The organism is Pseudomonas sp. Mb7 (assembly GCF_054790525.1).
This window is the reverse complement of record NZ_CP186501.1, coordinates 284279-310278: the sequence shown is the minus strand read 5'-3', so window position 1 is coordinate 310278 and position 26000 is coordinate 284279. Positions and strand designations below refer to the sequence as shown.

At 59.4% G+C, this 26000-nt stretch carries 25 protein-coding genes and 1 pseudogene; 13 read left to right on the top strand and 13 right to left on the bottom strand.

Annotation, left to right across the window (positions count from 1 at the left end; translation table 11 throughout):
* The first annotated feature begins 81 nt into the window (after positions 1 to 81).
* Together ACOYXH_RS01365 and ACOYXH_RS01360 are read left to right on the top strand one after the other, a co-directional pair.
* Positions 82 to 546 (top strand): multidrug transporter, encoded by a 465-nt coding sequence (locus tag ACOYXH_RS01365; RefSeq protein ID WP_258709281.1) that lies wholly within the window; start codon positions 82 to 84, stop codon positions 544 to 546.
* A gap of 35 nt (positions 547 to 581) precedes the next feature.
* Positions 582 to 1406, top strand: a complete 825-nt coding sequence (locus ACOYXH_RS01360; RefSeq protein ID WP_460410205.1) for an SDR family oxidoreductase — start codon at positions 582 to 584, stop codon at positions 1404 to 1406.
* Between the two features lie 109 nt (positions 1407 to 1515).
* Here ACOYXH_RS01360 and ACOYXH_RS01355 read toward each other — a convergent pair whose 3' ends face one another.
* A complete protein-coding gene (locus ACOYXH_RS01355; RefSeq protein WP_095049817.1) occupies positions 1516 to 2397 on the bottom strand; it encodes a LysR family transcriptional regulator in 882 nt (293 codons plus the stop codon).
* Between the two features lie 61 nt (positions 2398 to 2458).
* Between ACOYXH_RS01355 and ACOYXH_RS01350 the strand changes: the two genes are divergently transcribed.
* On the top strand, positions 2459 to 3877 hold the full coding sequence (locus ACOYXH_RS01350; RefSeq protein WP_460410204.1) for an MFS transporter: 1419 nt from the start codon (positions 2459 to 2461) through the stop codon (positions 3875 to 3877).
* Complete coding sequence (locus ACOYXH_RS01345; RefSeq protein WP_095049815.1) at positions 3874 to 4272, top strand: DUF4440 domain-containing protein; 399 nt, start codon at positions 3874 to 3876, stop codon at positions 4270 to 4272. The genes ACOYXH_RS01350 and ACOYXH_RS01345 overlap by 4 nt, the downstream gene beginning before the upstream one ends.
* A gap of 120 nt (positions 4273 to 4392) precedes the next feature.
* Here the strand turns inward: ACOYXH_RS01345 and ACOYXH_RS01340 are convergent, their stop codons facing one another.
* From ACOYXH_RS01340 to ACOYXH_RS01325, 4 genes are all read right to left on the bottom strand, one after another.
* On the bottom strand, positions 4393 to 5259 hold the full coding sequence (locus tag ACOYXH_RS01340; protein WP_320413929.1) for an HlyD family secretion protein: 867 nt from the start codon (positions 5257 to 5259) through the stop codon (positions 4393 to 4395).
* 10 nt (positions 5260 to 5269) lie between these two features.
* Positions 5270 to 5470 (bottom strand): DUF1656 domain-containing protein, encoded by a 201-nt coding sequence (locus ACOYXH_RS01335; protein WP_007914106.1) that lies wholly within the window; start codon positions 5468 to 5470, stop codon positions 5270 to 5272.
* Positions 5460 to 7652 (bottom strand): FUSC family protein, encoded by a 2193-nt coding sequence (locus ACOYXH_RS01330; protein ID WP_095125429.1) that lies wholly within the window; start codon positions 7650 to 7652, stop codon positions 5460 to 5462. The genes ACOYXH_RS01335 and ACOYXH_RS01330 overlap by 11 nt, the downstream gene beginning before the upstream one ends.
* A gap of 140 nt (positions 7653 to 7792) precedes the next feature.
* Complete coding sequence (locus ACOYXH_RS01325) at positions 7793 to 9292, bottom strand: efflux transporter outer membrane subunit (protein WP_460410203.1); 1500 nt, start codon at positions 9290 to 9292, stop codon at positions 7793 to 7795.
* A gap of 276 nt (positions 9293 to 9568) precedes the next feature.
* Here ACOYXH_RS01325 and ACOYXH_RS01320 point away from each other — a divergent pair, with 276 nt between their 5' ends.
* The 6 genes and pseudogenes from ACOYXH_RS01320 (at position 9569) to ACOYXH_RS01295 (ending at position 15251) form a co-directional block, all read left to right on the top strand.
* Entirely contained in the window at positions 9569 to 10537 is a 969-nt protein-coding gene (locus ACOYXH_RS01320) for a LysR family transcriptional regulator (RefSeq protein ID WP_007914118.1), read from the top strand.
* A gap of 412 nt (positions 10538 to 10949) precedes the next feature.
* On the top strand, positions 10950 to 11324 hold the full coding sequence (locus tag ACOYXH_RS01315) for a DUF6124 family protein (RefSeq protein WP_095049811.1): 375 nt from the start codon (positions 10950 to 10952) through the stop codon (positions 11322 to 11324).
* A 355-nt stretch (positions 11325 to 11679) separates the two neighbouring features.
* Entirely contained in the window at positions 11680 to 12144 is a 465-nt protein-coding gene (locus tag ACOYXH_RS01310; RefSeq protein ID WP_258709276.1) for a hypothetical protein, read from the top strand.
* 83 nt (positions 12145 to 12227) lie between these two features.
* Positions 12228 to 12443: pseudogene (locus ACOYXH_RS01305) on the top strand (DUF6124 family protein); the annotation flags it as partial.
* Positions 12444 to 13618: 1175 nt separating this feature from the next.
* Positions 13619 to 14593 carry a 2-hydroxyacid dehydrogenase gene (locus ACOYXH_RS01300; RefSeq protein ID WP_460410202.1) on the top strand — a complete coding sequence of 325 codons (975 nt, stop codon included), beginning with the start codon at positions 13619 to 13621 and terminating at the stop codon, positions 14591 to 14593.
* 148 nt (positions 14594 to 14741) lie between these two features.
* On the top strand, positions 14742 to 15251 hold the full coding sequence (locus ACOYXH_RS01295) for a DUF2165 family protein (RefSeq protein ID WP_095049808.1): 510 nt from the start codon (positions 14742 to 14744) through the stop codon (positions 15249 to 15251).
* Between the two features lie 19 nt (positions 15252 to 15270).
* On the opposite strand, the gene ACOYXH_RS01290 is transcribed toward ACOYXH_RS01295, so the two are convergent.
* Positions 15271 to 16173, bottom strand: a complete 903-nt coding sequence (locus ACOYXH_RS01290) for a DMT family transporter (RefSeq protein WP_095049807.1) — start codon at positions 16171 to 16173, stop codon at positions 15271 to 15273.
* Positions 16174 to 16312: 139 nt separating this feature from the next.
* On the opposite strand from ACOYXH_RS01290, the gene ACOYXH_RS01285 reads away from it, so the two are divergent.
* Positions 16313 to 17188: a helix-turn-helix domain-containing protein gene (locus ACOYXH_RS01285; RefSeq protein WP_460410201.1), complete on the top strand. Its 876-nt coding sequence runs from the start codon at positions 16313 to 16315 to the stop codon at positions 17186 to 17188.
* 12 nt (positions 17189 to 17200) lie between these two features.
* Here the strand turns inward: ACOYXH_RS01285 and ACOYXH_RS01280 are convergent, their stop codons facing one another.
* The 7 genes from ACOYXH_RS01280 to ACOYXH_RS01250 form a co-directional block, all read right to left on the bottom strand.
* Positions 17201 to 17782, bottom strand: a complete 582-nt coding sequence (locus ACOYXH_RS01280; RefSeq protein ID WP_099758041.1) for a hypothetical protein — start codon at positions 17780 to 17782, stop codon at positions 17201 to 17203.
* Positions 17783 to 17908: 126 nt separating this feature from the next.
* Positions 17909 to 20338 (bottom strand): TonB-dependent siderophore receptor, encoded by a 2430-nt coding sequence (locus ACOYXH_RS01275; protein ID WP_460067199.1) that lies wholly within the window; start codon positions 20336 to 20338, stop codon positions 17909 to 17911.
* A 206-nt stretch (positions 20339 to 20544) separates the two neighbouring features.
* On the bottom strand, positions 20545 to 21534 hold the full coding sequence (locus ACOYXH_RS01270) for a FecR family protein (protein WP_095049804.1): 990 nt from the start codon (positions 21532 to 21534) through the stop codon (positions 20545 to 20547).
* The gene (locus ACOYXH_RS01265; protein WP_095049803.1) at positions 21531 to 22097 is read right to left on the bottom strand and encodes an RNA polymerase sigma factor; all 567 of its coding nucleotides are present in this window, start codon (positions 22095 to 22097) and stop codon (positions 21531 to 21533) included. The genes ACOYXH_RS01270 and ACOYXH_RS01265 overlap by 4 nt, the downstream gene beginning before the upstream one ends.
* Position 22098: 1 nt before the next feature.
* On the bottom strand, positions 22099 to 22425 hold the full coding sequence (locus ACOYXH_RS01260; RefSeq protein ID WP_095049802.1) for a DUF3325 domain-containing protein: 327 nt from the start codon (positions 22423 to 22425) through the stop codon (positions 22099 to 22101).
* Positions 22425 to 24011, bottom strand: a complete 1587-nt coding sequence (locus ACOYXH_RS01255; RefSeq protein ID WP_460410200.1) for a PepSY-associated TM helix domain-containing protein — start codon at positions 24009 to 24011, stop codon at positions 22425 to 22427. Before ACOYXH_RS01255 ends, ACOYXH_RS01260 begins: the two co-directional genes overlap by 1 nt.
* Positions 24008 to 24313, bottom strand: a complete 306-nt coding sequence (locus tag ACOYXH_RS01250; protein WP_095125425.1) for a DUF3649 domain-containing protein — start codon at positions 24311 to 24313, stop codon at positions 24008 to 24010. The genes ACOYXH_RS01255 and ACOYXH_RS01250 overlap by 4 nt, the downstream gene beginning before the upstream one ends.
* A gap of 190 nt (positions 24314 to 24503) precedes the next feature.
* Here ACOYXH_RS01250 and ACOYXH_RS01245 point away from each other — a divergent pair, with 190 nt between their 5' ends.
* Both ACOYXH_RS01245 and ACOYXH_RS01240 read left to right on the top strand, forming a co-directional pair.
* Positions 24504 to 24992, top strand: a complete 489-nt coding sequence (locus tag ACOYXH_RS01245; protein ID WP_095049800.1) for a sigma-70 family RNA polymerase sigma factor — start codon at positions 24504 to 24506, stop codon at positions 24990 to 24992.
* Positions 24989 to 25921: a DUF4880 domain-containing protein gene (locus ACOYXH_RS01240; protein WP_220557904.1), complete on the top strand. Its 933-nt coding sequence runs from the start codon at positions 24989 to 24991 to the stop codon at positions 25919 to 25921. The genes ACOYXH_RS01245 and ACOYXH_RS01240 overlap by 4 nt, the downstream gene beginning before the upstream one ends.
* Positions 25922 to 26000 lie beyond the last annotated feature (79 nt).

Here is a 26000-nt window from a genome sequence, read left to right as displayed (position 1 = left end):
GTGCAGTGGTTTGACAGCCGAATGTCCATTCCGACAGCCCTTCGGTAGGATGGTGTGCACGAACTCAAGGAGCGTTCCAACATGTTCATCGGCATTCTGCTGGTCATCACCTGGTTGATCCTGCTGTTGCGCTACCCGGCCAAAGCTTTGCCGGTTTCGGTGGCGGCGGCGATTGGCCTGGGTTTTGTGGCCATGTGGGTGGTGTGGCTGGACAACCGCGAGGTCAAGCAACTGGCGCGTCTTGAGATGCGTATCGCTTACGCCCCGGAACAATGCCCGGCCGATCGTCCGCTGCAACTGAAAATGAAAAACGGCAACGACGTGCCCCTGACCGAACTGCGCTGGCGCATCGCTGCCTACGCGCCGGGCGACACGGTCAATCTGGCCGACAACCAATACACCGCCCCGCGCTATCGTGGCCCCGGCGAATTGCAGGCCGGCGGCGAATGGGAAGACTGCCTGCCGATGCCGCCGCTACGCTCCGGTTATCGCCCGCAAACCCTGGAGTTTCGCGCCGAGCGATTGCAAGGTAGTTTCTCCGACTGATCCCCTCCCACGATTTTTTGCACAAGGAAAGCGCCATGCCCGTTGCGTTGATTACCGGTTGTTCCAGCGGCATCGGCCGCGCCCTCGCCGATGCGTTCAAAGCTGCTGGCTACGAGGTCTGGGCCAGTGCGCGCAAGGCTGAAGACGTGGCGTTGCTGGCGTCGGCCGGGTTCACCGCCGTGCAACTCGACGTCAATGACAATGTGGCGCTGGAGCAGCTTGGCGAGCGGATCAACCAGCAACACGGCGGCCTCGATGTGCTGATCAACAATGCAGGCTATGGCGCCATGGGGCCTCTGCTCGACGGCGGCGTGCCGGCGATGCAACGCCAGTTCGAGACCAACGTGTTTTCGATTGTCGGGGTCACGCGCGCGCTGTTCCCGGTGCTGCGCCGGGCCAAGGGTCTGGTGGTGAATATCGGCAGTGTTTCAGGGGTTCTGGTCACGCCGTTCGCCGGTGCCTATTGCGCATCGAAAGCGGCGGTGCATGCGTTGAGCGGTGCACTGCGCATGGAGCTCGCACCGTTCGGCATTCGCGTTATGGAAGTTCAACCGGGGGCGATCCAGTCGAGTTTTGCCAAGAACGCCGGGCATGAAGCTGAGCAGTTGATCAATGAACAATCGCCGTGGTTTCCACTGCGTGAGGGCATTCGCGCGCGGGCCAAGGCGTCGCAGGACAAGCCGACCCCGGCCAGTGAGTTTGCCGCTGAACTGTTGAAGGCTGTGCAGCAGAGCAAACCGCCACGGCGGGTTCGTATTGGTAATGGCAGCCGGGCGTTGCCGTTGTTGGCGGCGTTGCTGCCTAAAGGGTTGCTGGAGTGGACATTGATGAAGCGGTTCGGGTTGCGCGCAAAGCTCTGAGACCGGGTTGACGCTTTCGCGAGCAGGCTCGCACACATTGGATATCTGTCATGCCGAAGGTCCCCTGTGGGAGCGAGCCTGCTCGCGAAGAGGCCAGATCAGCCAACACTCATCCCCAGCCCTTCATGAAATCAATGAACGCCCGCACTTTCAGCGGCAAATGCCGGGTGTCAGGGTACAGCGCATACACCCCCTGCTGCGCAAACCGGTAATCCACCAGCAAACGCTGCAACCGCCCGGCATCGAGATCGTCCTGAATCAACCATTGCGGCAGTATCGCCACACCTTGCCCGGTCAATGCAAAGGCCCGCAGCGTTGCCGAGTTATCCGCAACAATCGCGGTGTTCCCCGGTTTAGGCTGATAGAAATGCTCCACACCGGCCGGATCGCTCACGGTCATTTCCGGCACCCGCCCATGCCCTAACGTCGGCATCGACTCCAGCGTTGCCAGCGTGGCCACCGGCGCAAAGCGTTCGACCAACCCCGGCGCCGCCACTGCAAACACTTCGAACGTCGATAACTGCACTGCACGCAGATTGGAGTCGTGCATGCGCCCCAGACGAATCGCCAGGTCAAACCGCTCGGAAATCAAATCGGCATGGGTCGATGATGTGGACAAATGAATATTCAGTTGCGGTTGCTGCTGGCGAAACACTTCCAGCGCCGGCACCACCTGGGCCAGAGCAAATTCGACAGTCGTGGTGATGCGCAAGGTGCCCTTAAGCTGAGCGTGCTCCGAACGCGCCTCTTCGATCGCCAGCCGCGCCTCATCCAGCGTGCGCAAACAGCGTCGATAAAAGCGCTCACCGGCATCGGTCAGCGCCAGTTGCCGCGTATTGCGGGTGAGCAAGGTCACGCCCAGCTCCTCCTCCAGGCGCTTGAGGTTGAAACTGACCACGGCTCGCGTTTGCCCCAATGTGTCAGCAGCAGCCGTGAGTGATCCCGCCTCGACCACCGCTTTGAAGGTATCAAACCGATCCAGACTGACCATATCCAAAGCCCCCCTTGTCAAAATAATTTTGACAAACTAGCAGCCAAACCAGCGTTTTCCTATGACCAGAAGCGCCCTACCCTGCACGTCTCATCACAGGAAAGCTGCCATGGCTTATCGTTCGAAAGTCGCGCTGGCGTATTTGTTGGGCTTCGCGCTCGACCTGCTGAACATGTTCGTCGCCAGCATCGCCTACCCCGACATCGCGCAACAATTGCACGCCTCGGTCACGCAACTGGCGTGGATCAGCAACGCCTACATGCTTGGCCTCACGCTGATCATTCCGCTGAGCGTGTGGCTGGCGACCCGGATCGGCGAGCGGCGCTTGATCCTCGCCTCGCTGCTGCTGTTCGGTGTGGGCTCGGCACTGGTGGCGCAGGCGGGATCGATTGAAAGCCTGATTGCCTGGCGACTGCTGCAAGGCCTCGGTGGCGGACTGCTGCTGCCGGTGGGCCAGGCCTTGGCGTATCGACAGTTCCCGGCGACGCAACGCGCGCACTTCACCGGAGTGGTGTTGCTGGTGGCGCTGCTGGTGCCGGCACTGTCGCCGGCGGCCGGTGGACTGATCGTTCAAGCGCTGTCGTGGCGCTGGATTTTTTACCTGAATCTGCCGGTGACACTGCTCGCACTTGGGCTTGGCCTGCTCTGGTTGAAAGCCGATCAACCGTTGACTGAACGCCCGACGCTGGACGCGCGCGGCCTGCTGCTGGCAGCCTCGGCGCTAAGTTTACTGTTGATCGCCATCAGTCTGTTGAGCGACGCCGACACCCGTAACCTCGGCATCGCTGCCCTGCTGCTGAGCCTTCTGACCCTGTGCATTTACCTGCGCGATGGCTGGCACAAACCCGGCGCGATCCTCGACCTGCAACTGATCAAGAACCCGTCGCTGCGTGTGGCGATGCTGATCTACCTGTGCGTGCCGGGAGTGTTCACCGGCACCCACATGATTGCAGTGTTGTACCTGCACAACCTCGGTGTCGGCGCGGCACAAACCGGCGCGCTGATGCTGCCGTGGGCGGTCGGTTCGGGCGTGGCGATCATGCTTGGCAAGCGCAGCTTTAACCGCCTCGGCCCCAAGCCATTGCTCAGCGCCGGCATGCTCCTACAATGCCTGGGCATCGTTTTGCTGATGCGCAGCGAACAACCCGCCAGCACGCCGCTGATCATCGCCTATGCCCTGATGGGGCTGGGCGGTAGCCTGTGCAGCGTCACCGCGCAGACCTTGGCCTTTGTTGGTATCGCGCCAGAAAAAATGGGCCACTCCAGTGCCCTGTGGAACATCAATCGCCAACTCGGTTTCTGCCTCGCGGCGGCGCTGCTCGGTTCACTGCTGGGCGCCTTGGGCGGTGTTGGTTTCCAAGCCTGTTTTATCGCTGCCGCCCTGCTCACGCTGTTGCCGATGGTCGCCGTCCTGCGTTTCGACTCGACCCACGTGCTCGCGCTATTGAACCCGACTGCCCTTGAGGAAAAAACTGCATGAACGACGCCACACCCTACCTGGACGAAGTGATCCAGGCGCACGAAGCCATCGAACGATGGTTTGCCGTAGAAGAAGATGACGCCGCGCTGCAGCGCTTGCTGGCGCGTTTTTCGCCACGCTTTTCCATGGTGACGCCGTTGGGCAGAGCGCTGGATATCGATGCCTTGCGCCTGTTGTTCCGAGCCGCAGGCGGACAGAAGAAAGGTTTCAGAATCCAGCTCAGTGAGTTACGTGTGATTGCCCTGCATCAGCGCGGCGCGACCTTGAGTTACCGCGAACAGCAAAGCGATGCGAGCGGTGTGCACACGGATCGGCGTTCGACCGTGGTGTTTGAAAAACTCGAAACCGGGCGGGTGTTGTGGCTGCATTTGCAGGAGACGTTTTGCGCTGAGTGATTGCTCGGTGTTGGTCTGAAATACCGAGTCGCCCCCATTCGCGAGCAGGCTCGCTCCCACATTTGAAATGCATGACCTCTGTGGGAGCGAGCCTGCTCGCGAAAGGAGCCACACGGTCTGTCAGTTAACCACCGTGCTCTGATTCACCACCACCGTGCAGGTAATCCCCGCCGCCAGCAGCACACCTTCCGGCACTTCATCAATATGAATCCGCACCGGCACCCGCTGCGCCAGTCGTACCCAGTTGAACGTCGGGTTCACATCGGCGATCAGCTCGCGGCTTTCCGGGTTGTCGCGGTCATAAATGCCGCGCGAGATGCTCTCCACGTGGCCCTTGAGCACTTCGCCGCTCATCAACTGCATGTCGGCTTTGTCACCGACTTTGACGTGGGGCAGTTTGGTTTCTTCGAAAAAGCCGTAAACCCAGAACGAGTTCATGTCGACCACGGCCATTTTCGCCTCGCCGATGCGCGCGTAGTCGCCGCGATGCACATTGAGGTTAGTCACATAACCGTCGACCGCCGCGCGTACTTCGGTGCGTTTGAGGTTGAGTTCGGCGGCTTCCAGTTGTGCTTGGGCGTGTTGGTAATCGGCCAGCGCGGCGTCGGCGATGTTGCTGGCGTCATCGCGGTTTTCCTTGGAGATCACCAGGTTGTCCAGATCGGCGCGGCGATGGGCGTTGACCTTGCGCATCTCCCACGTCGACTTGCGCGAGGCGACCAGCGACTGCGCCTGTTTGACCGCGATGCGGTAGTGCTCGGGGTCGATCTGCATGAGCAAATCACCCTTCTTCACTAACTGGTTGTCGCGCACCGGCACATCGATCACTTCACCGGTGACGTCGGCGGCGACGTTGATGATGTCGGCGCGGACTCGGCCATCTCGAGTCCACGGCGTGTTCATGTAATGCTCCCACAGCGTGCGGCCGATCCACAGTGCCAGGGCCAGCACCAACAGGGTTGCGAGCAGGCTGAAAAACTTTTTCATCACGATGTTCTCAACGGTAGACAGTCAGCGCCATGGCGCCGAACAGACAGGTAAACAGACTCAGACGCAGCAGCGCCGGGTGCCAGAAGAAGCGGTACAGATCGAACCCGGACAAGAACCGATCCACCGCCCAGGCCAGTGCCGCAGCGATGAAAAACATCAAGGTCATGGTCGGCATGTACACGCCGTGGAAGGCGATTTCACGAGGCATGGGCAAGTCCTTCGGGCTTGGCGACGGCGTAGGCAGCGAGTGGAGATTGCGGGTCGAGCAGCGAAGTGCGGATGAAGTGCAGATAGCTTTTCACCCGACGCAGCGCCGAGGTATCGAAGTGCGGCGCGAACGGTTCGTCAGTGGCCGCTACGCGACTGATCGCATGGTCGACCGCGACCAGTGCGCGTTCGAGATTGCTGGCGTTCGGTTGCAGGAACAGTCGCACCAGCGCGCGGCCCATCACGCGGATTGCCTGCCGCCACGGTTGCGATTCGGCATAGGCCGGGTGCACCGGCAAAATCGCCTGTTCCTTGCGCAACTCGATGATTGCGTGGCCGACTTCCAGGACCACGAACATCCAGCGCAGCAGGTTCTTCTGCACCTTCGGCTGCCCGGCCGCGAGACCGTAAGCCTGGTGCAGCAAATCACGGGTGCGACTCTCGAAACTCGACGCCAGGCCTTTGAGCTTGCCGCTGATCGCATAGACCACTTGGCCACGCAGATCCTGTTCCAGGCGTTTCCACAACCAGCGGCTGTTCGGCGGCAGAATAATCGCCCCCGCAGCGGCACACACCAGCATGCCCATGACCATGGCGATGTAGTCGTTGATGAAGGTGTACGGGTTGTAAATGGTCAGGTTGTCCGGCACCGAACCGGTGCTGAAGAAGATCAGCAAACCTAGGCCGACACCGGCGTATTGCGGGCGGGAGGTGAGGAACGAGCCGAGCACGATCACCGGCGCGAGCATCACGCACAGCAGCGGGAAACCATCGATCCACGGGAAGATGAAAAACATCTCGACAAAGCCGATCAGCGCACCGAGAAACGTGCCGCACGCCATCTGGAAAGCCATGCGTTTCGGGTTCGGTGTAGCGGCGGACAGGCCCACGGTGGCGGCGGCGATCAGGGTCATCGTCGCACCGCTTGGCCACGCAGTGGCAACCCAATAACTGCCGAGCACCACCAGAATGAACGAGGCGCGAATGCCCGACGCGGCGGCGGCCCACCAGTTGGTTTGCGGGGTGAATGGCTCGTCCCAGCGCTCACGTTCGTGGCGGTGATCGGCCAATGACGCGTGGGTCTGTGCATAACTGTGCAGGTCGTCGACGAAGCGATAAAGCAGTTCGTAGGCGGTGTGGAAATCCAGTTGCTCGGCTTCGCTTGGATCGGTTTCCTGGAAGATTGCTCGCAAGCTTCGAACCCGTGCCGGCAGCCCCTCCTTGTAGGTCGCCAGCGCTGTCGCCAAACGGGCGGCGTCGGGGCTGGTCAGAGCACGACCGCTGAAGCCGTCGAGCACTTCGGCGAGATCCTGCAGACCCGGTCTGATCGCGGCAACCACATGTTCTTCGCCGTTGCCGCGCAAGCGTTCAAGCAACTGATGCAGCGCGTTGAAGCGCGTGGTGATGCCCATGAACTCGCTGTTCAAACGACTCAATCGGCCGTTGCGCCGACGCATGTGCGGGTCTTCGAACACGGTCACGCTGCGCAAGCCCTCAAGGCCCACGGCTTCAGCGATGAAGCGTACGTTACTGGCCTCGAAAGACTCGGCTTTGCTGCGCCCGCGCAGGCCATCGGTGACGAACAGCGCGAACACGCCGAAGCGCTGATACAAGGCGTTGCGCATGGCGGCGCTGGCGGTTTGCGGCAGGATCGCGGCGCTGATCAGGGTCGAGCAGAGAATCCCCAGCGAGATCTCCAGCACTCGCCAAACCGCTGCCATGAACGCGCCGTCCGGGTGCGCCAACGCGGGTAATCCGACCATCGCCGCGGTGTAGCCGGCGAGGACAAAACCATAGGCGCGGAAGTTGCGGCAACGTGCGGCACCGGCCGAGCAGATGCCGACCCAGATCGCCAGCGAACCGAGGAACAGCTCGGTGTTTTGCGCGAACAACGCGATCAACGTGACCATCATCGCCGACCCGGCCAACGTGCCGAGGAAGCGATAGAAACTCTTGGCAAACACCTGGCCGCTCTGCGGCTGCATGACGATGAACACGGTGATCATCGCCGTGCGCGGTTGCGGCAATTCCAGGCGCATGGCCAGCCACAGGGTGAGGAATGCGGCGATCAACACCTTGAAGATGTAGACCCAGGTCACGCCATCGCTGCGCGCCCAGTCGAAGAAACCACGGCGCCATTCCAGGGAGTAGAGCCAGCGCAGAGGTGCGGGCAAGGGGGTCATTTAATTGTGCTCAAGAATTCAGGCAAGACGCGATACCTGTAGGAGTGAGCCTGCTCGCGATGGCGATTTTACATCCAACATTTCTGTTGACTGATACACCGCTATCGCGAGCAGGCTCACTCCTACAATTTGATGTGTGTTCAATGCAGGAGAACCGGGGTTTTCGGCGCTTGGGTTTTCTCGGCGGTCGGCACATCGTTGCCTGCCCCCAGCCCACCACCCAGCGCTGTCACCAGTTCGGCATGCGCACTCAACCGCGCCGCCTGCACCTGCTGCTGCACCTGCTGCTGCTTGAACAGCAACGTCTGCGCATTGAGCACGTTGAGGTAATCGGTGAGGCCGCGCTGATAAGCGATCATCGCGATGTCGTAGGTCTTCTGCGCCGTGGCCACCGACTCGGCGGCGAAGCCTTGCTGCTTGTCCATCGACTCGCGGCGGATCAACTGATCGGAGATGTTCTTCAGCGCATTCACCAGCGTCTGGTTGTAATGCGCCACCGCGATGTCGTAACCGGCGGAGGCCTCACCCAATTCGGCGCGCAGTCGGCCACCGTCGAAGATCGGTAGCGAGATCGCCGGACCAACGTTGTAGTTGAGTTTCTTGCCGGTCAAAAACTCCAGCGCGCCCCCGCCGGTAGCCATGTAGCCGAGGCTGCCGACCAGATCGACGTTGGGGTAAAACCCGGCATGCGCCACATCGATACCGCGCGCCTGCGCCGCCACTTGCCAGCGACTGGCGACCACATCGGGCCGCTGGCCGAGCAATTCGGCGGGCAATGCCGATGGCAGTTTCAGCGCAGCACCGAGGGACAATGTCGGGCGCTGCAACTGTGCGCCCGCCCCCGGACCTTTGCCGGCGAGCGCAGAGATCTGGTTGCGACTCAGGGCGATTTCTTCATCCAGCGCATCGAGCTGACGATGGGTTTCCGGCAGTGGCGTTTCGGCTTGGCTGACTTCGAAATGCGTGCCGATTCCGCCGTTCAGACGTTTCTGCGCCAGATCGAGAATCTGTTGCTGCTGCTTGAGCGTCGCGGCGACGATGTCGCGCTGCGCGTAATGCAGCGACAGTTCGATGTAGGCGCGGATGATGTTGTTCTGCAATTCCAGCTGCGCCAGCCGCGCCTCGGCCGCGCTCATGTGCGCCAGATCCACCGCGCGTTCACTGGCATTGCTTTCGCGACCCCAGAGGTCGAGCGCATAGCTGAAACCCAATGCGGCGTTGTTGTCCCAGGTGGTGGTGTTGGCCAGATCGCCGGGGCCGTAGAACTGATCGGTCGGCCAGTTGTGGCGTTTGAGGGTCGACTCGCCATTGATCTGCAATGACTCGGCGGATTCGGCGACACCGGCCATGGCTTTGGCTTGACGTACTCGCGCAGCGGCCATGGCCATGGTCGGGCTGCCCTGCACGGCGAGGTCGATCCAGCGATTGAGTTGCGGGTCGCCGTAGGCTTGCCACCATTGCGCGGTAGGCCAGTTGGCGTCACGGGCGGCGTGGGCGATGGCATCGTCGGTGGCCAGTGTATTGGCCTCCATTGCCGTGCCCTGTGGGGCAATTCCGTCCGTTGAGATGCAGCCGCCAAGACCCAGGGTAAAAGCCAGAACACTGAGCGGCAAAAGCGCTCTGTTGATGCGACGCGGCACAGCTGCGAATTCCTGAGAGAGGGGTAGATCGAGAACCCGTGTTGGAGCTGCCGCAGGCTGCGATCTTTTGATCTTGATTCCCTTAAAACAAAATCAAAAGATCGCAGCCTTCGGCAGCTTCTACAGGGATCGGCGCAATTCTATGGAAGGCCCCGTACGGCGATAAGCTGGGATTTCTGTGAATCTTTGTTACGGTTAACGAGATAATCCTTAAGTCTGGGGTCTCAGCCCCCGAAACTTCGTGTCACAATTTGCCATCTCCCTTGAGAGCACCCCATGGACACTTTGCAAAACATGCGCGCCTTCAGTTGTGTCGCCGAAGCCGGCAGCTTCACTGCCGCCGCCGTGCAACTCGACACCACCACCGCCAACGTCTCGCGCGCGGTCTCCAACCTGGAAGCCCACCTGCAAACCCGTTTGCTCAATCGCACCACGCGGCGCATTGCCCTCACCGAAGCGGGCAAGCGCTACCTGCTGCGCTGCGAGCAGATCCTTGCCTACGTCGAAGAGGCCGAAGCCGAAGCCAGCGACGCCCACGCACGCCCGGCCGGGCAATTGAAAGTGCACACCATGACCGGCATCGGTCAGCACTTCGTCATCGACGCCATTGCCCGCTACCGCAAAACCCACCCGGACGTGACCTTCGACCTGACCCTGGCCAACCGCGTGCCGGACCTGCTCGACGAGGGCTACGACGTGTCCATCGTGCTCGCCAGCGAGTTGCCGGACTCAGGTTTTGTGTCGCAACGCCTGGGCATCACCTACAGCATCGTCTGCGCCTCCCCGGCCTACGTGAAAGCCAACGGCGCCGCGCAAAAGCCCAGCGACCTGCTCAACCACGCCTGCCTGCGCCTGGTCAGCCCGGTGATCCCCCTGGAAAAATGGGCCTTCGACGGCCCGGAAGGCCAGGAAATGGTCACCATCAACAGCTCGCCGTTTCTGGTGAACTCCGCCGACGCCATGAAAACCGCGATCACCAGTGGCATGGGCGTGGGCGTGTTGCCGGTGTATGCGGCGATCGAAGGTTTGCGTAACGGCACACTGGTGCGGGTCATGCCGAACTACCGCTCGCAAGAGCTGAACCTGTATGCGATCTACCCCTCGCGGCAATATCTGGATGCGAAGATCAAGACGTGGGTTGAGTATCTGCGCGGGTCGTTGCCGGAAATTCTCGCGGCGCATCAAGCCGAATTGGCCGCCTACGAACTCAGCGGCAGCCTCGCCGGCGCGCGCGTCGCCAACTGATTTTTAAACACAATGCGTCTTCTGTAGGAGCTGCCGCAGGCTGCGATCTTTTGATCTTGATGTTTAAAAATCAACAGATCGCAGCCTACGGCAGAGCCTACAGAAACGACGATTTCGCGGATGTTTCCGACAGGTTTTGCAGGTTGTCCGTCGGAAGTGCGGTGGCTAGGATTTGGGTGTCGCTGACGCATCAGCGACCGGGTCTGGAAAACCCGATTTCAACTACCAAAGCTCATGGCATACTGCGGCGCTTTTTAGCTCGCAATGTTATGGCGGCTGTGCGCGGGAGGCCCTAGGGCCTGCCGGTTTTGGTGAGTTGACCGGTTTTTCCAGTCCGCGCACAGCTGCCACCCTTTCGCCTGGAAAACGAAAAGTGGCAGCTTCAACTCAACTTGCCACGAGTATGTTTCCTATGTTCAAACCAACGCCTAATCCACCTGAAACCGACGACACCACCCCCTACGAATTCCCCGGTTCGAAGAAATTCCACGAAGCCGCCGAACGCGCCCTCGACCACTACCTCAAACCCAACGCGTTAACCCTGCGCTTCCACAAACCCAGCACCATGTTCCAGGTCGCCCCCGAACAGGACAGCGAAAGCCTGCTGGTCCACGCCTGCGAATCCCTGGCACAGGCCAGCCTCATGACCAGCGACATCGCCGCGTACATCGACCTGCCGCAACGACGGACGATTCTGGCGATTCAGCAGATCATCATGCTCGCCGAACTGGCGGTGAATCGAGTGCTGGATAACCACGAAATCTCCCAATCCCCTTCACAAAGCTAAAAGCCCCTCACCCTAACCCTCCCGAAACGTCGGACCGCCCGTAGGGAGAGGGGACTGACCGAGGTGTTTGGGTGAGCTACGCCGACGTGCGATACCGAGTCGAATTCAGATTTTGAAAGGCCCACAAATCGGCTCCCTCTCCCTTGAATGATGCCGGATGACGGCCTGACACAACTTAAGCATCGTCCAATGGACGCAAACCTGAAGTGGGCAATCAAGTTCCAAAAATCATCTTCCGATCAATTTTTAATAGCCAATCTATATAGAAAACCTGTCAGATCTGACAGTACCCATTTTATCGCCTTATCCGAACAATGGATGTCGTCATACCGACCTAACCTTGAAGGAGCAAGACATGTCCATTAAAGATCTGGAACTCGAAAAACTTAAGAAATCAGGTGAAGGCACTGTAATTGCCAAACTAAACAAAGACTACATCACCGACAAGTTCGAAGGAAAACCCGACCATTTTGTTACCGATAAAAAGATAGTCGCACTAAAAGCAACTTACCAGAAATCCTCTACCATCTCATTCACTATCAACCTCACTTTTGACGCAAACATTAAGCCTGGAAGGCATGAATTCAGCACGGAGCACTTTCCCTCTCCGTTCAGATTTTCATATACATCAGGCTCACATACAAAAGGCTATACAAGCGCTAAAAACGCAGGATTTATTATTGTAGAAGAGTTCAACATTGCCAAAGGCATTTTCAAGGCCGTCTTCAACTTCACATTCTTGGATTTCGATACATGGGAGTTGCATCAAGTTCATGATGGTCAGATTGATGTCAAAGGCCTTGAAATTATCGAGGGGTAAAGGTAGGTCGCAAAGTCTGCCCCAAGTGCAGGAACAAGCAGGTATCAGCCAATGTTGATACCGCTTCCCAAAGCCACCGTGTTCAGATGTCCCCCGAACAGGACAGCGAAAGCCTGCTGGTCCACGCCTGCGAATCACTGGCCCAAGCCAGCCTCATGACCATCGACATCGCCGCCTACATCGACCTGCCGCAACGGCGGACGATTCTGGCGATTCAGCAGATCATCATGCTCGCTGAACTGGCGGTGAATCGCGTGCTGGATAACCACGAGATCCCGCAATCCCCGTCACACAGCTAAAACCCCCTCACCCTAACCCTCTCCCAAAGGGAGAGGGGACTGACCGAGGTGTTTGGGTGAGCTACGCCGACATGAAATACCGAGTCGACCCTCAGACACTGAAACAGATCAAAAGCCCCTCACCCTAGCCCTCTCCCCGAGGGAGAGGGGACTGACCGAGGTGTTTGGGTGAGCTACGCCGACGTGAAATACCGAGTCGACCCTCAGATTCTGAAACAGATCAAAAGCCCCTCACCCTAGCCCTCTCCCCGAGGGAGAGGGGACTGACCGAGTTGTTTGGGTGAGCTACGCCGACGTGAAATACCGAGTCGTCCCTCAGATTCTGAAACAGATCAAAAGCCCCTCACTAGCCCTCTCCCCGAGGGAGAGGGGACTGACCGAGGTGTTTGGGTGAGCTACGCTGACGTGAAATATCGAGTCGACCCTCAGATTCTGAAACAGATCAAAAGCCCCTCACCCTAGCCCTCTCCCCGAGGGAGAGGGGACTGACCGAGGTGTTTGGGTGAGCTACGCCGACATGAAATACCGAGTCGACCCTCAGACACTGAAACAGATCAAAAGCCCCTCACCCTAGCCCTCTCCCGGAGGGAGAGGGGACTGACCGAGTTGTTTGGCAGACCTACGCCGACGTGCGATACCGCGTTGAACTCAGGTTTTGAAAAGCACACAAATCGGCCCCCTCTCCCTCGGGAGAGGGCTGGGGTGAGGGGCAAGAACACCACAAACCCAAAGCCAAGCGCGCCGCGCTCTTCACCACTCAACAGGATGAGCGTTAGCTCGGCTGCAGCTCTTGATCTGTAGGGCGACGTCGGAAGGCTGAGTGGAGGGATTGATCCGGGCGTGGGAGCGCAGCGACCGTTTGGCGAAGCCAAACACAGCGAGAGGAGGTGCAGCGAAGCAAACCGTAGACGCTGCGCCCGGATCAATCCCGGAGCGAAGGAACCCCGAGCCCCAGCGAGCGGGCCGCACGTAGGAGCAAGCGTTTTTTGCTTACTTTTTTAGGCGCTTGTAAAAAAGTGAGTCGCCGTAAGGGCGAAACCGCCAGCCGCAGCCCCCGAAGCAACGGATATACACCCAAAAACCCCAAGAACATGGTCGGCCCAAAGGCCGCCAAGACACCCCAAAACAAAAATGTTAGCGTGCTTGGTATCAAGCCCGAACAAGAGCCAAAAACGATGAAAAAAACTGTCCTGGCCTTCAGCCGCATCACCCCGCCCATGATCGAAAACCTCCAGCAAGAGTTCGACGTCATCGTCCCCAATCCAAAAGCCGGCGACATCAACGCCCAATTCAATGAAGCCCTGCCCCACGCCCACGGCCTCATCGGCGTCGGCCGCAAACTCGGCCGCACACAACTGGAAAACGCCGCAAAACTGGAAGTGGTCTCAAGCGTCTCCGTCGGCTACGACAACTACGACCTCGCCTACTTCAACGAACGCGGGATCATGCTCACCAACACCCCCGACGTGCTCACCGAAAGCACCGCCGACCTCGCCTTCGCCCTGATCATGAGCAGCGCCCGCCGCGTCGCCGAACTCGACGCCTGGACCAAAGCCGGCCAATGGCAAGCCAGCGTCGGCGCGCCACTGTTCGGCTGTGACGTCCACGGCAAAACCCTCGGCATCGTCGGCATGGGCAACATCGGCGCCGCCGTCGCCCGCCGTGGCCACTTCGGCTTCAACATGCCGATTATCTACAGCGGCAACAGCCGCAAGACCGACCTGGAACAACAACTTGGCGCGCAATTTCGCAGCCTTGATGAACTGCTCGCCGAAGCCGACTTCGTCTGCCTGGTCGTGCCACTCAGCGACAAGACCCGCCACCTGATCAGCCATCGCGAACTGGCGCTGATGAAGCACGGCGCGATTCTGGTGAACATCTCCCGTGGCCCGGTCGTCGATGAACCGGCCTTGATCGAGGCCCTGCAAACCAAGCGCATTCGTGGCGCCGGCCTCGACGTCTACGAAAAAGAACCGCTGGCCGAGTCGCCGCTGTTCCAGCTCAGCAATGCCGTGACCCTGCCGCACATCGGCTCAGCGACGAATGAAACCCGCGAAGCCATGGCCAATCGTGCACTGGCCAATCTGCGTAGCGCCCTGCTCGGCGAACGCCCGCAGGATCTGGTCAACCCGCAAGTCTGGCGCGGATAAAAAAACACGGGCAAGTGCAACATCGCACTTGCCCGTTAGTTATTGCTATACACAACTTGAAATTGAACAACAAACCAATTTAAACAACAACATTATAAGCTCCCCCGCACTGCCGGATAATCGACAAGCACTACGGAGAGCGAAAACCTTGAACACCCTGACCACCGACAAACTTATCCGTTACAGCAAAGTTATATTGATGGCCTACATCAGTTTCTTTGGCCTGCTGGTGATGATCCACAACTTCACCGACTATGACTCAAACTACACTTACGTGGCCCACATCCTGAGCATGGACACCACCACTGCCAGCGAAACCATCAAGTATCGGGCCATCGAGTCGCCGATGATTCATCATCGGATTTACTGGTTCATCATCACTTTGGAAGTCACCTATACCGTGCTATGCCTGATAGGCACCTATCAGTTGTTGCGCCATATCAATGCCCCTGCCGAGGTATTCCATGAGGCAAAGAAGTTCTCGATCATGGGCATACTCGCGGCCATCTTCATTTATTACGTCTGCCTGCAAACCGTGGGTGTGGAATGGTTCGACATGGACACTTCGCAATCATGGAATGCCAAGGACTGGGCACGACATATTGTTGACTTCATATTCCCGGTGATGATTTACATCACCTTGAAAGTCGAGCGCTGACGTTCAGCGCTCGCTTATTTCATGCCAACTTTCCCTGCACTGGCGCCACCACTGCTTTCGGTTTACGAAACACCAGCACATTGCCCAGCATCACTAACACCAGACCGACCAGCGCCGGCGCTGTCCATTGGTAACCTTCAGCAAACGCCGAAACGTTGAGCGCCACCACCGGAAACAGCACCGTGCAGTAAGCCGCACGCTCCGGCCCCATGCGCCCGACCAGCGTCAGATACGCGGTGAAACCAATGACGGAACCGGGGATCACCAGATACAGCAGCGCACCGACGTAACGTGGGCTCCAGTCCATGTCGAATGGAATGCCTTTGACCAGGCACCACACCGACAGCATCGCCGCGCCATAGGCCATGCCCCAGGCGTTGGTGGTCAGCGGTTTGAGACCGGCCTTCTGCTGCAGGCTCGAGAGCATGTTGCCCGCCGAGAAACACAACGTCCCGCACAGTGCCAGGCCGAGCCCCAGCAAGGTTTGCGGGCTGGCCTGATGCCCGACCAGTTCTGGCCAGAACAACATGCCCAGGCCGAACAGCCCCAGCGCACCGCCCATCAGCACATTGCGCGCGATGCGCTGACCAAAGAACACCCGCGCATTCAGCGCGTTCCACAGCGTCGCGGTGGAAAACACCACCGCGACCAGACCACTGGGGATCCACTGACTGGCGGTCAGGAAGCACATGAAATTGACGCAGAACAGGCACAAGCCCTGCGCCACGCAGATCAGATGCCCGCGGCGGTTCATCGGTTGCAGGCGCCGACTGAGCAGCAACAGCGCAAACAGCACCAGCGCGGCGAGCCCGAAGCGATAGACGATCGACACCGGAATCGCCACCACGCCAAGCTGCCATTTCAGGGCAATCCAGGTGGTGCCCCAGATCAGCACGGTCAGCAAATACAACGACAGGTTCATGGCAGACACTCCTCGATAGGCCTTGAGTGTCTGCCCGAGCCAGGTTTGGGCGCTTGCAGATTCTTGCGCTTTTGTCTGGCGGCAGGCTGGCAGCGCGGTGTCTACGGAGTAGGATGCAAGGCGTTGAAGAGAACCGACCATGGCCGCCATCGATACCCTGCAAGTCTTTCAAGCGTTAAACAGCTCGCCCAATGCACGCCTTGTGCACAGCGCCGAGCTCGGTGACGGTTTGTCTGCCGCTTTGTGGACCAACCACCACGATGCGCAGGATTACGAAGCGCCAAGCCACCACACGTTGTCCTGCTACATTGCCGGTGGCACCGGCACTTTTCGTCGCGATCAACCTGGGCAAAAAGGCGGGCCGGACAAGCTGTGCATCCTGCCGGCCGATCATGAATCGGGCTGGGTGATCAACGGTGATATCCGTCTCGCGCACCTGTATTTCAGCGCCGAACAATTCGCCCTCGGTTGCGTCACGCTGCTCGATCGCGAACCCCGCGAGATGCAGTTGCGCGAGCAGACCTTTCTCGAAGACGCGCAACAGGCGCAACGCTTCCGGCAGTTGCTGACGCTGAACTGGGACGAACCCGCCGAACGCTTGCTGACCAGCAGCCTCGCCCATGAGTTGATCAGCCACACCTTGCTCAGTCAGGTCGGCGCGCGTCAGGGGTTGCGTTTAAAGGGCGGACTGGCACCGCATCAACGTCGGCAACTGGTGGAGTTCATCGACAACCAGTTGGCCGAGCTGATCAGCCTCGGCCAATTGGCCGGATTGTGTGCGCTGTCGGAATACCACTTTGCGCGGATGTTCCGCACCAGTTTCGGCCTGCCGCCGCATCAGTATGTGTTGGCGCGGCGCTTGAGTCGGGCACGGGAATTGTTGCGCGGGACGGCGCTGCCGTTGGGTGAGATTGCGCTGGCGTGCGGGTTTGCCAGCGCCAGTCATTTCACCAATCGGTTCAAGCAGGTTTTGGGAGGAACACCTGGCGAGTATCGACAGGCGTTTTTACGATGACTTATTCCGCAATTACTCAAAGCTCTGCCATCGCCACAGCTCAAACGAATCAATATACGGTGTCCCAAAATAGACCCTATAGTAGATAGAAACACGCGCAATACTCGCTATTTCTTTGTCCAGCAGGGGTACCTGATAATCGATCCACCCGAGCTTGTTTTCGAAGCGTTTCAACACGTTTCCAGATGGCTCGTAAAACTCGATATGCGATACATTCTGGGTCGCAAAAACATCTAATGCAAAGCGCAAACGGTGAACTTTTTCAGGTTTCAGAACAATCCGAAGTTCGGCAGAATCATTTTCATTCTGGTGGTCACCGCTGCATTGAATCCCGGTCCCCTCGAACTGACCCTCCACATAACGCTGATCCGACTCAAACAAAATCGTCGACATAGAAGCGCCGTTTTCGCCACCGAGCGTTTGTAGAGAAAAATGTTCAAGATCCAGACTCGAAAAGTTCTCCGGTGAATCAGGCTTCACACCGTTGAAGTCTTCTTTCGCAATGAGCTTTAAAAAATAACCCTCGGCTCCAGCTACATGGTCATTTGACATGGCAATACTCTCTTCCAAAGATATTGAGAAGACAGTACACATTTAAATCCTCCCCAAAGCACCTGTCATAACTGACAGGTACTTAGATCGTTTTACAATTACCATGCAGTAGCTGAGAACGAAAATATCTATAAGGGGCCGCCGAAAAGCGCATTAACTTCTCTGTTCTCAAAACTCCAAGGTACTCGACAACGAAACCTGCCGCGCATCCCCCATCGACACAAAGAACCGGCTCGCCGCCGAGGTGTAATACGTGCGATCAAACAGGTTCTTCACATTGAGCTGAAACTTGACCTTCTGCCCCTCAACCCTGGTGTCGTAAGTGGCAAACGCATCGGCCACGGTATAGCTCGGCAGATCAAAATCATTCACCGCGTTACCCGCTCGTTCGCCGACATAACGCGCCCCGGCGCCGACGCGCAATTGATCGCCGCCGATCACACTGCCGAAGTCATACACCGCCGACAACGAACCGGAATTCTTCGCTACGTTCTGCAGGCGCTTGCCTTTGTAGTCCGGGTCTTCGGTCACTTCGGCATCGGTGTACGCGTAGCTGCCGATCATGCTCCAGTGGTCGCTCAACTGACCGGTCAGGTCCATTTCCAGACCGCGCGAACGCACCTCACCGGCCGCACTGTAAATCGTCGTCGGGCCTTCGGAATTGGCCACCAGCACGTTGCGTTTCTTGATGTCGAACAACGCGATGTTGCCGGTGACACGCCCCGGCATGTCCAGCCGCGCACCCAGCTCCCACGACTTGGCTTCTTCCGGTGCGATGCTGCCGTCGAGCACGGTGCTGCTGCCACTCAGCGGGGCGATGGTCGAGTTGGGTTTGAACGATTCGGTGTAGCTGCCGTAGAACGACAAGGCGTCGGTGTAGCGATACACCAGACCGGCGCGCGGCACCCATTTCTGCCCGTTGCTGTCGGTGTTGGCCTTGAACGGCACGCCTTTGCCGGCGTACTGGTCATACTCCTGAAAGCGTCCGCCAGCGACCAGAATCCACTGATCGTTGAGGTGAATCGAGTCCTGCATGAACACCGAATCGCTGCGCAGTTCATCGGTCTGCGCGCTGTCGGGGGCGCTGACGGTCGTACCGGCAACTTCACGGCCATACACCGGATTGAGGTAACTGAACGTGGTCAGGCTTTTCTGTCGGATCAAGTCCTCGCGGTAGATCTTGCGGTACTCGTCATCGACGCCGAACACCAGATCATGCTGCATGCCCAGCACGTTGACCTTGCCTTCGAGACTGGCGGTGGTGAAACGGTCAGTGCTGATCGCGTTCTGGGTGCCGTCCATGCTGCGGGTCAACGTGCCTTTTTTGGTGTCGATTGCAGTCACGCGGACCTGGCTGGCGTCGTAGGTCTCGCGGTTCCAGCTGTAACCGAAGTGGGCTTTCCAGTCGTCGTTGAGGTCGTGGTCGGCTTCAAAGTGATACAGGTCCGAACGGCCTTCCATGTTATTGAACGGCTCGTCGAGGCGCTCTTTGCGCGAGATGTCCAGCGGGTGATTGGTGCGTGGATCGATCAGCGTGCCACGGTCGAACGGCGTGAGAAATTCGCGGTGCTCGTAGGCGAACAACAGCTTGGTGCTCTCGCCGAACCAGGCCAGCGACGGGGCGATCAGGGTTTCACGGTGGGTGCCGAAGTTGCGCCAGTAATCTTCGTCTTCGTGGTCGAGCACCATGCGATAGGCCAGCCCGGAATCGCCCAACGGGCCGGTGCTGTCGAAGGTGCCGCCGCTGCCGTTCTTGCCCTCGCCGTAGGTCGAGCCGCGCAAGGTCAGCGCATTGTATTGAGTAAGTTCAGGCTTCTTGCTGACCAGGTTGACCACGCCACCCGGGTCTTGAATGCCGTAGAGCAACGAGGCCGGGCCTTTGAGCACTTCAACCCGATCGACCGTGGCGTTCATGCCACGCCCCTGCACGATCGGCATACCGTCGCGCATGATCGAGCCATTTCGGTTGTCACCGAAACCGCGCGTCATCACCGAGTCCTGAGTGCTACCCAAGGTGTTGCCCTGGGTGATGCCGCTGACATTGGCCAACGCGTCATCCAGATTGCGCGGCGCCTGATCGCGGATGACTTGCGCCGGGATGACGTTGACGGTCTGCGGGATTTCCTGAAGCGAGGCCGAGGAGCGCATCACCGAACTGGTTTCCGGTGGCTGGTAGCTCATCGATTCATCGCGGGTCGAGGTGATGGTCGTGGCGCCGAGATTCAGCGCACCTTCAGTAGGCTGAGGCTCCAGCGCCAGCGTGTGGCTGTCGGTGCGGCGGAAGTTGAGGCCGGAACCGCTGAGCAAACGTTGCAGTGCCTGTTCAGCACTCATCTGGCCATTGACGGCCGGAGCTGTAAGGCCGTAGGGCGCTTCGTCGGTGTAGACCACGCTCTGCCCGGTGACGCGGCTGAAGTCGCTCAAGGCTTGCGGCAGCGGTTTAGCGACCAGGGAAAAGTTGAACTGCTTTTGCGCCTGACTGCTGGCGGTTTCAGCGGCGAGCGCGACGCTCAGCGGCAACAGCGCCAATGCTGAAAAGCTCAGTGCCGACACGCCTAACCATTGTTTGACCGAACCCGATTTTGCCCTGGACTTCATTGCTCAATGACCTGTGTAGAACCGCAACGGATGCGAATGACTCGCAGTTTCAGTCACTACACGGATGGGGCTGATGTTTACCTCACCAACATTTGAAAATTATTTTTTGTGGTGTTCGATCGGGCGCCATCGCGAGCAGGCTCACTCCTACATTTGGAATGCGTTCCCCTGTAGGAGTGAGCCTGCTCGCGATGGCTTTAGCCGCCTCAGCGCAAAATAATCAGATGACCCAACACCTGATGCTGCTCAAACCCCATCACCCCTTGCAGCGAACTCAAAACCGCCTGCGGATCCTTGCTCGGAAAACTGCCACTGACCTTGCGCGCCGCCAGCTCATCGTTGAGCAACACAATCCGCCCGGGGTAATAACGGCGCAAATCCTCCACCACATCAGCCAGTGTCGACTTGTAATAAGTCAGCCAGCCCTGACGCCATGCCAGTTGCGCGTCGCTGTCCACCGAGTGAAGCTTTTGCGCTGTGCCTTCGCCGTAAGCAACCTGCTGGCCAGCGATGAGGATCTGTTGTTCACCCTCGCGATCCGCCGTCACACCAACGCGCCCCGACAACACCGTAACCTGCGCACCGTGAGGCTGCAGTCGCACTTCGAACTGCGTGCCAAGCACCCGCGCCTCGCCCTGCTCCGCCGCGACCACAAACGGATCCCCCGTATGTGTGACGCTGAAGAAACCGGCACCACGACGCAATTGCACATGCCGCTCGCCATGACTGAAATCCACGGCAATCGCACTGTCGCCATCCAGCGTCACTTGCGATTGATCGGCGAGTGTCACCGTGCGGATCTCACCGGGTGCCGAGACATAATCGGCGCCCAGGTCATCGATCCAGCGCTGCGGCTGCCAACCGGTGCCAAGGCTGATCATCAGCAACAAGCACGCGGCCATCGCCAGCGCGCCCGACCAGCGCAAAACGGGCGAATGACGCGGGCGGTCCATCGCATGAAGGTAACCCTGCAACGCGAAGGCTTCTTCATCGGCCAATGTTCGCGCCGGGCCTTCACTCAACTCCCACACAACCTGAGCCTGTGCGTAAGCTTCGGCGTGCGCCGGATCGGCACGCAGCCATTGGCTGAAGGTCAGTTGATCGCCCGCGCTCGGCCGGTCATGCAACAAGCTCAGCCAGGCGAACGCAGCCTGCTCTTGCGCGGGCGTGGGGATGACGGAATCGGATGGCTTCACGGTGCTTTCCCTGGCAGGCGTGGCGCGGGTTCGCGCAGGCTGGCCTTGCAGGCCTCGAGGGCGCGCATCATATGTTTTTCCACGGCACTTTGGGACAGGCCCATGGCTTTGGCGATTTCCGCATACTTGCGGCCGTGAATGCGATTGAGCAAAAAGATCTGCCGGGTGCGCTCTGGCAAGGCGCGCAACGCCGCTTCGACATACTTCAGATCATTGCCCGCTTCCAGCGCTGCTTGTGGTTCGCTGCCGTGGCTGTGCGGCTCGTCCGGTTGCCAGCCTTCGTTGACCCGCGTGCGCGTGCCTTCGCTGCGCAGATGGTCGATGGCGATGTTGCCGGCGCAGCGCAACAGATAGGTGCTGAGCTCTTCGACCTGCACCAGCGGTCGCCGCCAAAAACGCAGAAACAGATCCTGGACCAGATCCGCCGCCGTCGCCCGACAACCGACGCGCCGGTTTACCAGCGCTTCCATTTGCGAACGCTGGGACAGGAACACCTGAAGAAAATGCGCACGTGCCCCACGCGGCTCATCGTCGCGGGATTCCGGTGGCAGACCGATCAGCACTTCAGCACTGCGCCCATGCGGCGACCGGGCTGGCCAGCAGACTGACCCCGGCCAGCGTCAATGCGAAACGCGGGCGATACGGCAGCAACAAAACCAACACCAAGGCGCTGAGCATCAGCACGGCAAACCAGTCGACCAGGCCGAAGCTCCAGCCGTTGGCCTTCACCGCCGCCCAAAGCGACAAACACAGCAATAACCATCCGCCGACTTTCAGGCCCTGACGGCGACGCGTGGACGGTTTGTGACCGAGCAATTCATCGTGGTGGCGAGGCATCGACAGGCACAACGCGGTGAATCCGGCGTAGGTAAGCAACAAGGGCAAGAGCATCAGTTCGCCCCTTGTTCAAGGGTGATCGGCCGGGCCTGTTCGCGGCGGGGCTTTTTAATGCTGACGGTGTTGCCGGCGCGCTGCATTTTCCACGCGGCCCAAGCCAGGAACAAACCGGTTGCGAGGCACGTCAGATCAAAACCGGCCAATGCCCAATCCCTCTGCATCAAGGTAACGCCGAGATTCCAAGGGGTGTTCAGCGCATTGACCAGCGGCACCGCGACAAACAGGGCGGCGCTCAGGGTGAGTTGCTCAACCCAGGCCTTTCGTCCCGGACGCAGCAGCGCGTGCAGCACACTCAAAGCCCAAGCGATAAAGAACGCATTCACTTCCCAATCTGCCCGCTCGGCGAGGCTCACTGGCAACAGACGATTGGCCAGGAAGAATACAGCCACCGCCGCAACCAACCCGGCCATGCTGGCGATGTTCAGCACTTCAACCAGCCGCAGTTCGAACGGCATCACGCCGCTCTTGGCATGTTTGAGTTGACGCTTGCCCAACCAGATCACCAGCCCGGTGCCGATCATCGCCGTGCCGGCCAATCCGCAAATGAAATACAGCCAACGCAGGAGCGGCCCGGCGAAGTGACCCATGTGCAAGCCATAGAACGCACCACCCACCGCCATCGCCATTGGCTGCTCCGGTGTGCTGCCGAGCATCTGCCCGGTCACCCCGTTGAACGTCACGGCACGGCCGAAATCATGCACCACGCGATCCCCCGCACGGGACAGCACCACCGTGGCATTGGCATCCCCCGGATTGCTCACCGACAGACGCGCCGTGTGGCCGCCCGACCATTGCTCGCTGGCCTTGCTCAACAGCGGCGCCATGGCTGCCAAAGGTGCCGCGATGTTGGCGCGCTCCGGGGTTTTCGACGCGGGGAACACTTCATCATAGAACGTGCGCACGTCACTGCCGTACGACGCGACGATGCTCGCCGGCATGACCATCGACATGAAAATCACCAGGCTGCTGTAGGTGATCATCAAGTGAAACGGCAACACCAGCACACCCACCGCGTTATGCCCGTCGAGCCAGGAGCGCTGACCCTTGCGCGGGCGGAACGTGAAGAAGTCCTTGAAGATTTTCTTGTGGGTGATGATCCCGGTGATCAGCGCGACGAACATCACCATCGCGGCAATCGTCGCCAGCCAGCGGCCCCACGGATAAGGCATTTGCAACTGGAAGTGGAAGCGATAGAAGAACTCGCCGCCCATGCTGTCGCGGCCCTGCACTTCGGCGCCGGTTTGCGCGTCGAGGGTTTTCGACTCGAAGCGCCCGCGCTCACCGGGATTGGCCGGCACTGGCTGCCAGCGCACGGTCAGGCCGGGATCTCGGGCATCAGGCAAATCGATCAGCCAGCGTGAGGCGCCGGCCGCGTGTTGCTGCAGATAATCCTGGGCCAGCGTCAGGCTCGTCTCGGCACTCACCGATCGCGCGGGGATTTCCGGCTGCATCCAGTGGCTGATCTCATCTTTGAAATAGGCCAGCGTCCCGGTCAGGAAAATCGCGAACAGCAACCAGCCGAACAGCAGTCCGGCCCAGGTGTGCAGCCAGGCCATCGCCTGACGAAAGCCCTCTTTCATGCCAGGCCCAATCCACGTGCTGCGCCAGAGATGGTCGCCAGAATCACGCTTGGCACCAGCAAACCGACCCAGGCCGACCACGCCGTACGACAGGCGAAACACCAGAGCACCGCCACCAGATAGACCAGAAAGGAAATGGTCATGCCGGTCACCACCGCTTCGGCGCGGCTCAACGGCAGCCACAGCGTCAGGGTGACACTGGCCAGCGCCGCAACGAGATAGCCGCCAAACACCGCCGCCAGCACCCGTGAGGTGACGGCCAGACGATAGGAGATGGGAAGTGTGGCGAGTTTGCCTTTCATGTTTCGACCCTGAAACGAAAAACGTCCGGCCGATGAGCCGAACCTACAGGCGAGCAATATTAATGATAAATATTCTCATACGCAAAAGCATCTGATTGCCGGTTAAGCGTTTCGCCCCTTACAATGCGAACAGTTCTTGTTCTCTAACGCATACTCTCTACCGCGCCATCAAGCGCCCGGAGTAATACCGTTGTCGTCCGCCCATCCTGTCGAATCGCTCTATCAGGCCCATCACGGCTGGCTCATCAGTTGGCTGCGGCGCAAACTCGGCTGCCCGGACAGCGCGGCGGATCTGGCGCAGGACACGTTTATCAAGGTGCTGACCGCCCGCGAACCTCCGGTGATCATCGAGCCGCGCGCCTTTCTGACGACGTTGGCCAAGCGCGTTCTGTTCAATCATTACCGCCGTCAGGATGTCGAACGCGCTTACCTCGACACCTTGGCGCAGATGCCGGACATGGTCGCGCCGTCGGAAGAAGACAAGGCGATCATCCTGCAAACCCTGATGGAGCTGGATCAGTTGCTCGACGGTTTGCCGCGTCAGGTCAAACGCGCCTTTTTGCTGGCGCAGGTCGATGGCCTGACTTATCCACAGATCGCCGCTGAACTGGGCATATCCGTGGCCACGGTCAAACGTCATCTGAACAAAGCCGCCATGCGCTGCTACTTCGCCTTATGAACCGCGTGCCGGATTTCTCCTCCCAAGTGGCTGAACAGGCCGTGCATTGGCTGATGGAAATGCAGCAGGGCACGCTCTCCCCGCGCCAGCAACAGGCCTGGCAACAATGGCTGGAGGCACACAGCGAACACCGGCGGGCGTGGGAGCATATTCAGCGGGTCAATCAGCGTTTGCGCGGTGTGTCTTCGCCGCTGGCACACGCGGCGTTGAACGGGCCGAAGTCCGGCAGCCGTCGTCAGGCGCTGAAACTGCTGCTGATTCTCGGCGCCGGATCGGCTGTCACCTGGGGGGTGCGTGAGCACAATCCATTGCCGTCGCTGCTCGCTGATTACCGCAGTCCGATCGGGCAACGGCGCAAGGTGGCGCTCGGTGCGGGCGATCAGTTGCAACTCAACACAGCCAGTGCCGCCGATGTGGATGTCTCGGCGCGACTGATCCGCTTGCTCGAAGGCGAAATCCTCCTGACTGCCGCGCAATCTTTCGAAGTGCGCACCGCTCAGGGCATTCTTGAAACTCACGGTGCACGTCTCAATGTGCGTCAGTTTGCCGATCGCACGCAGGTTGCGCTGTTTGACGGCCGCGTCGAACTGAGCAGCAATGGACGCGCGCCGATGCTGCTGCCGCTTGCACGGCAACTGAGTTTCACCTCGAAATCCATCAGCGAAGCCAAACCGCTGGATGCCAACAGCGGCGCCTGGGCCGACGGCATGCTGGTGGCCGCGCATATGCGTTTGGGCGACTTCCTCGATGAACTCGGCCGCTATCGTCGCGGCCAGCTCAATTGCGACAGGAACGTCGCCGACCTGCTGATTTCCGGGACTTACCCACTGGACGACAGCGAGCGGATTCTCGACCTGCTGGAAATCAGTTTGCCGGTGAAGGTGAAGCGCTTTACCCGTTACTGGGTGAGCGTCGAAGCGCGGGTTTAAAAAACATCAAAAATAAATGAGCCGTTTTTCAGATCTGGCGTGACAGAGAAGGAAAGCCCCCTTGATTCAACCTTCTCAG

Coding starts and splice junctions, on each gene's coding strand:
- ACOYXH_RS01340 (WP_320413929.1), bottom strand. CDS start 5,259: ATGAAAAAGTTTTTCAGCCTGCTCGCAACCCTGTTGGTGCTGGCCCTG.
- ACOYXH_RS01285 (WP_460410201.1), top strand. CDS start 16,313: ATGGCCGCCATCGATACCCTGCAAGTCTTTCAAGCGTTAAACAGCTCG.
- ACOYXH_RS01315 (WP_095049811.1), top strand. CDS start 10,950: ATGTTCAAACCAACGCCTAATCCACCTGAAACCGACGACACCACCCCC.
- ACOYXH_RS01280 (WP_099758041.1), bottom strand. CDS start 17,782: ATGTGTACTGTCTTCTCAATATCTTTGGAAGAGAGTATTGCCATGTCA.
- ACOYXH_RS01275 (WP_460067199.1), bottom strand. CDS start 20,338: ATGAAGTCCAGGGCAAAATCGGGTTCGGTCAAACAATGGTTAGGCGTG.
- ACOYXH_RS01250 (WP_095125425.1), bottom strand. CDS start 24,313: ATGAAAGGCAAACTCGCCACACTTCCCATCTCCTATCGTCTGGCCGTC.
- ACOYXH_RS01240 (WP_220557904.1), top strand. CDS start 24,989: ATGAACCGCGTGCCGGATTTCTCCTCCCAAGTGGCTGAACAGGCCGTG.
- ACOYXH_RS01320 (WP_007914118.1), top strand. CDS start 9,569: ATGGACACTTTGCAAAACATGCGCGCCTTCAGTTGTGTCGCCGAAGCC.
- ACOYXH_RS01300 (WP_460410202.1), top strand. CDS start 13,619: ATGAAAAAAACTGTCCTGGCCTTCAGCCGCATCACCCCGCCCATGATC.
- ACOYXH_RS01355 (WP_095049817.1), bottom strand. CDS start 2,397: ATGGTCAGTCTGGATCGGTTTGATACCTTCAAAGCGGTGGTCGAGGCG.
- ACOYXH_RS01365 (WP_258709281.1), top strand. CDS start 82: ATGTTCATCGGCATTCTGCTGGTCATCACCTGGTTGATCCTGCTGTTG.
- ACOYXH_RS01335 (WP_007914106.1), bottom strand. CDS start 5,470: ATGCCTCGTGAAATCGCCTTCCACGGCGTGTACATGCCGACCATGACC.
- ACOYXH_RS01290 (WP_095049807.1), bottom strand. CDS start 16,173: ATGAACCTGTCGTTGTATTTGCTGACCGTGCTGATCTGGGGCACCACC.
- ACOYXH_RS01255 (WP_460410200.1), bottom strand. CDS start 24,011: ATGAAAGAGGGCTTTCGTCAGGCGATGGCCTGGCTGCACACCTGGGCC.
- ACOYXH_RS01330 (WP_095125429.1), bottom strand. CDS start 7,652: ATGACCCCCTTGCCCGCACCTCTGCGCTGGCTCTACTCCCTGGAATGG.
- ACOYXH_RS01310 (WP_258709276.1), top strand. CDS start 11,680: ATGTCCATTAAAGATCTGGAACTCGAAAAACTTAAGAAATCAGGTGAA.
- ACOYXH_RS01360 (WP_460410205.1), top strand. CDS start 582: ATGCCCGTTGCGTTGATTACCGGTTGTTCCAGCGGCATCGGCCGCGCC.
- ACOYXH_RS01350 (WP_460410204.1), top strand. CDS start 2,459: ATGACCAGAAGCGCCCTACCCTGCACGTCTCATCACAGGAAAGCTGCC.
- ACOYXH_RS01260 (WP_095049802.1), bottom strand. CDS start 22,425: ATGCTCTTGCCCTTGTTGCTTACCTACGCCGGATTCACCGCGTTGTGC.
- ACOYXH_RS01345 (WP_095049815.1), top strand. CDS start 3,874: ATGAACGACGCCACACCCTACCTGGACGAAGTGATCCAGGCGCACGAA.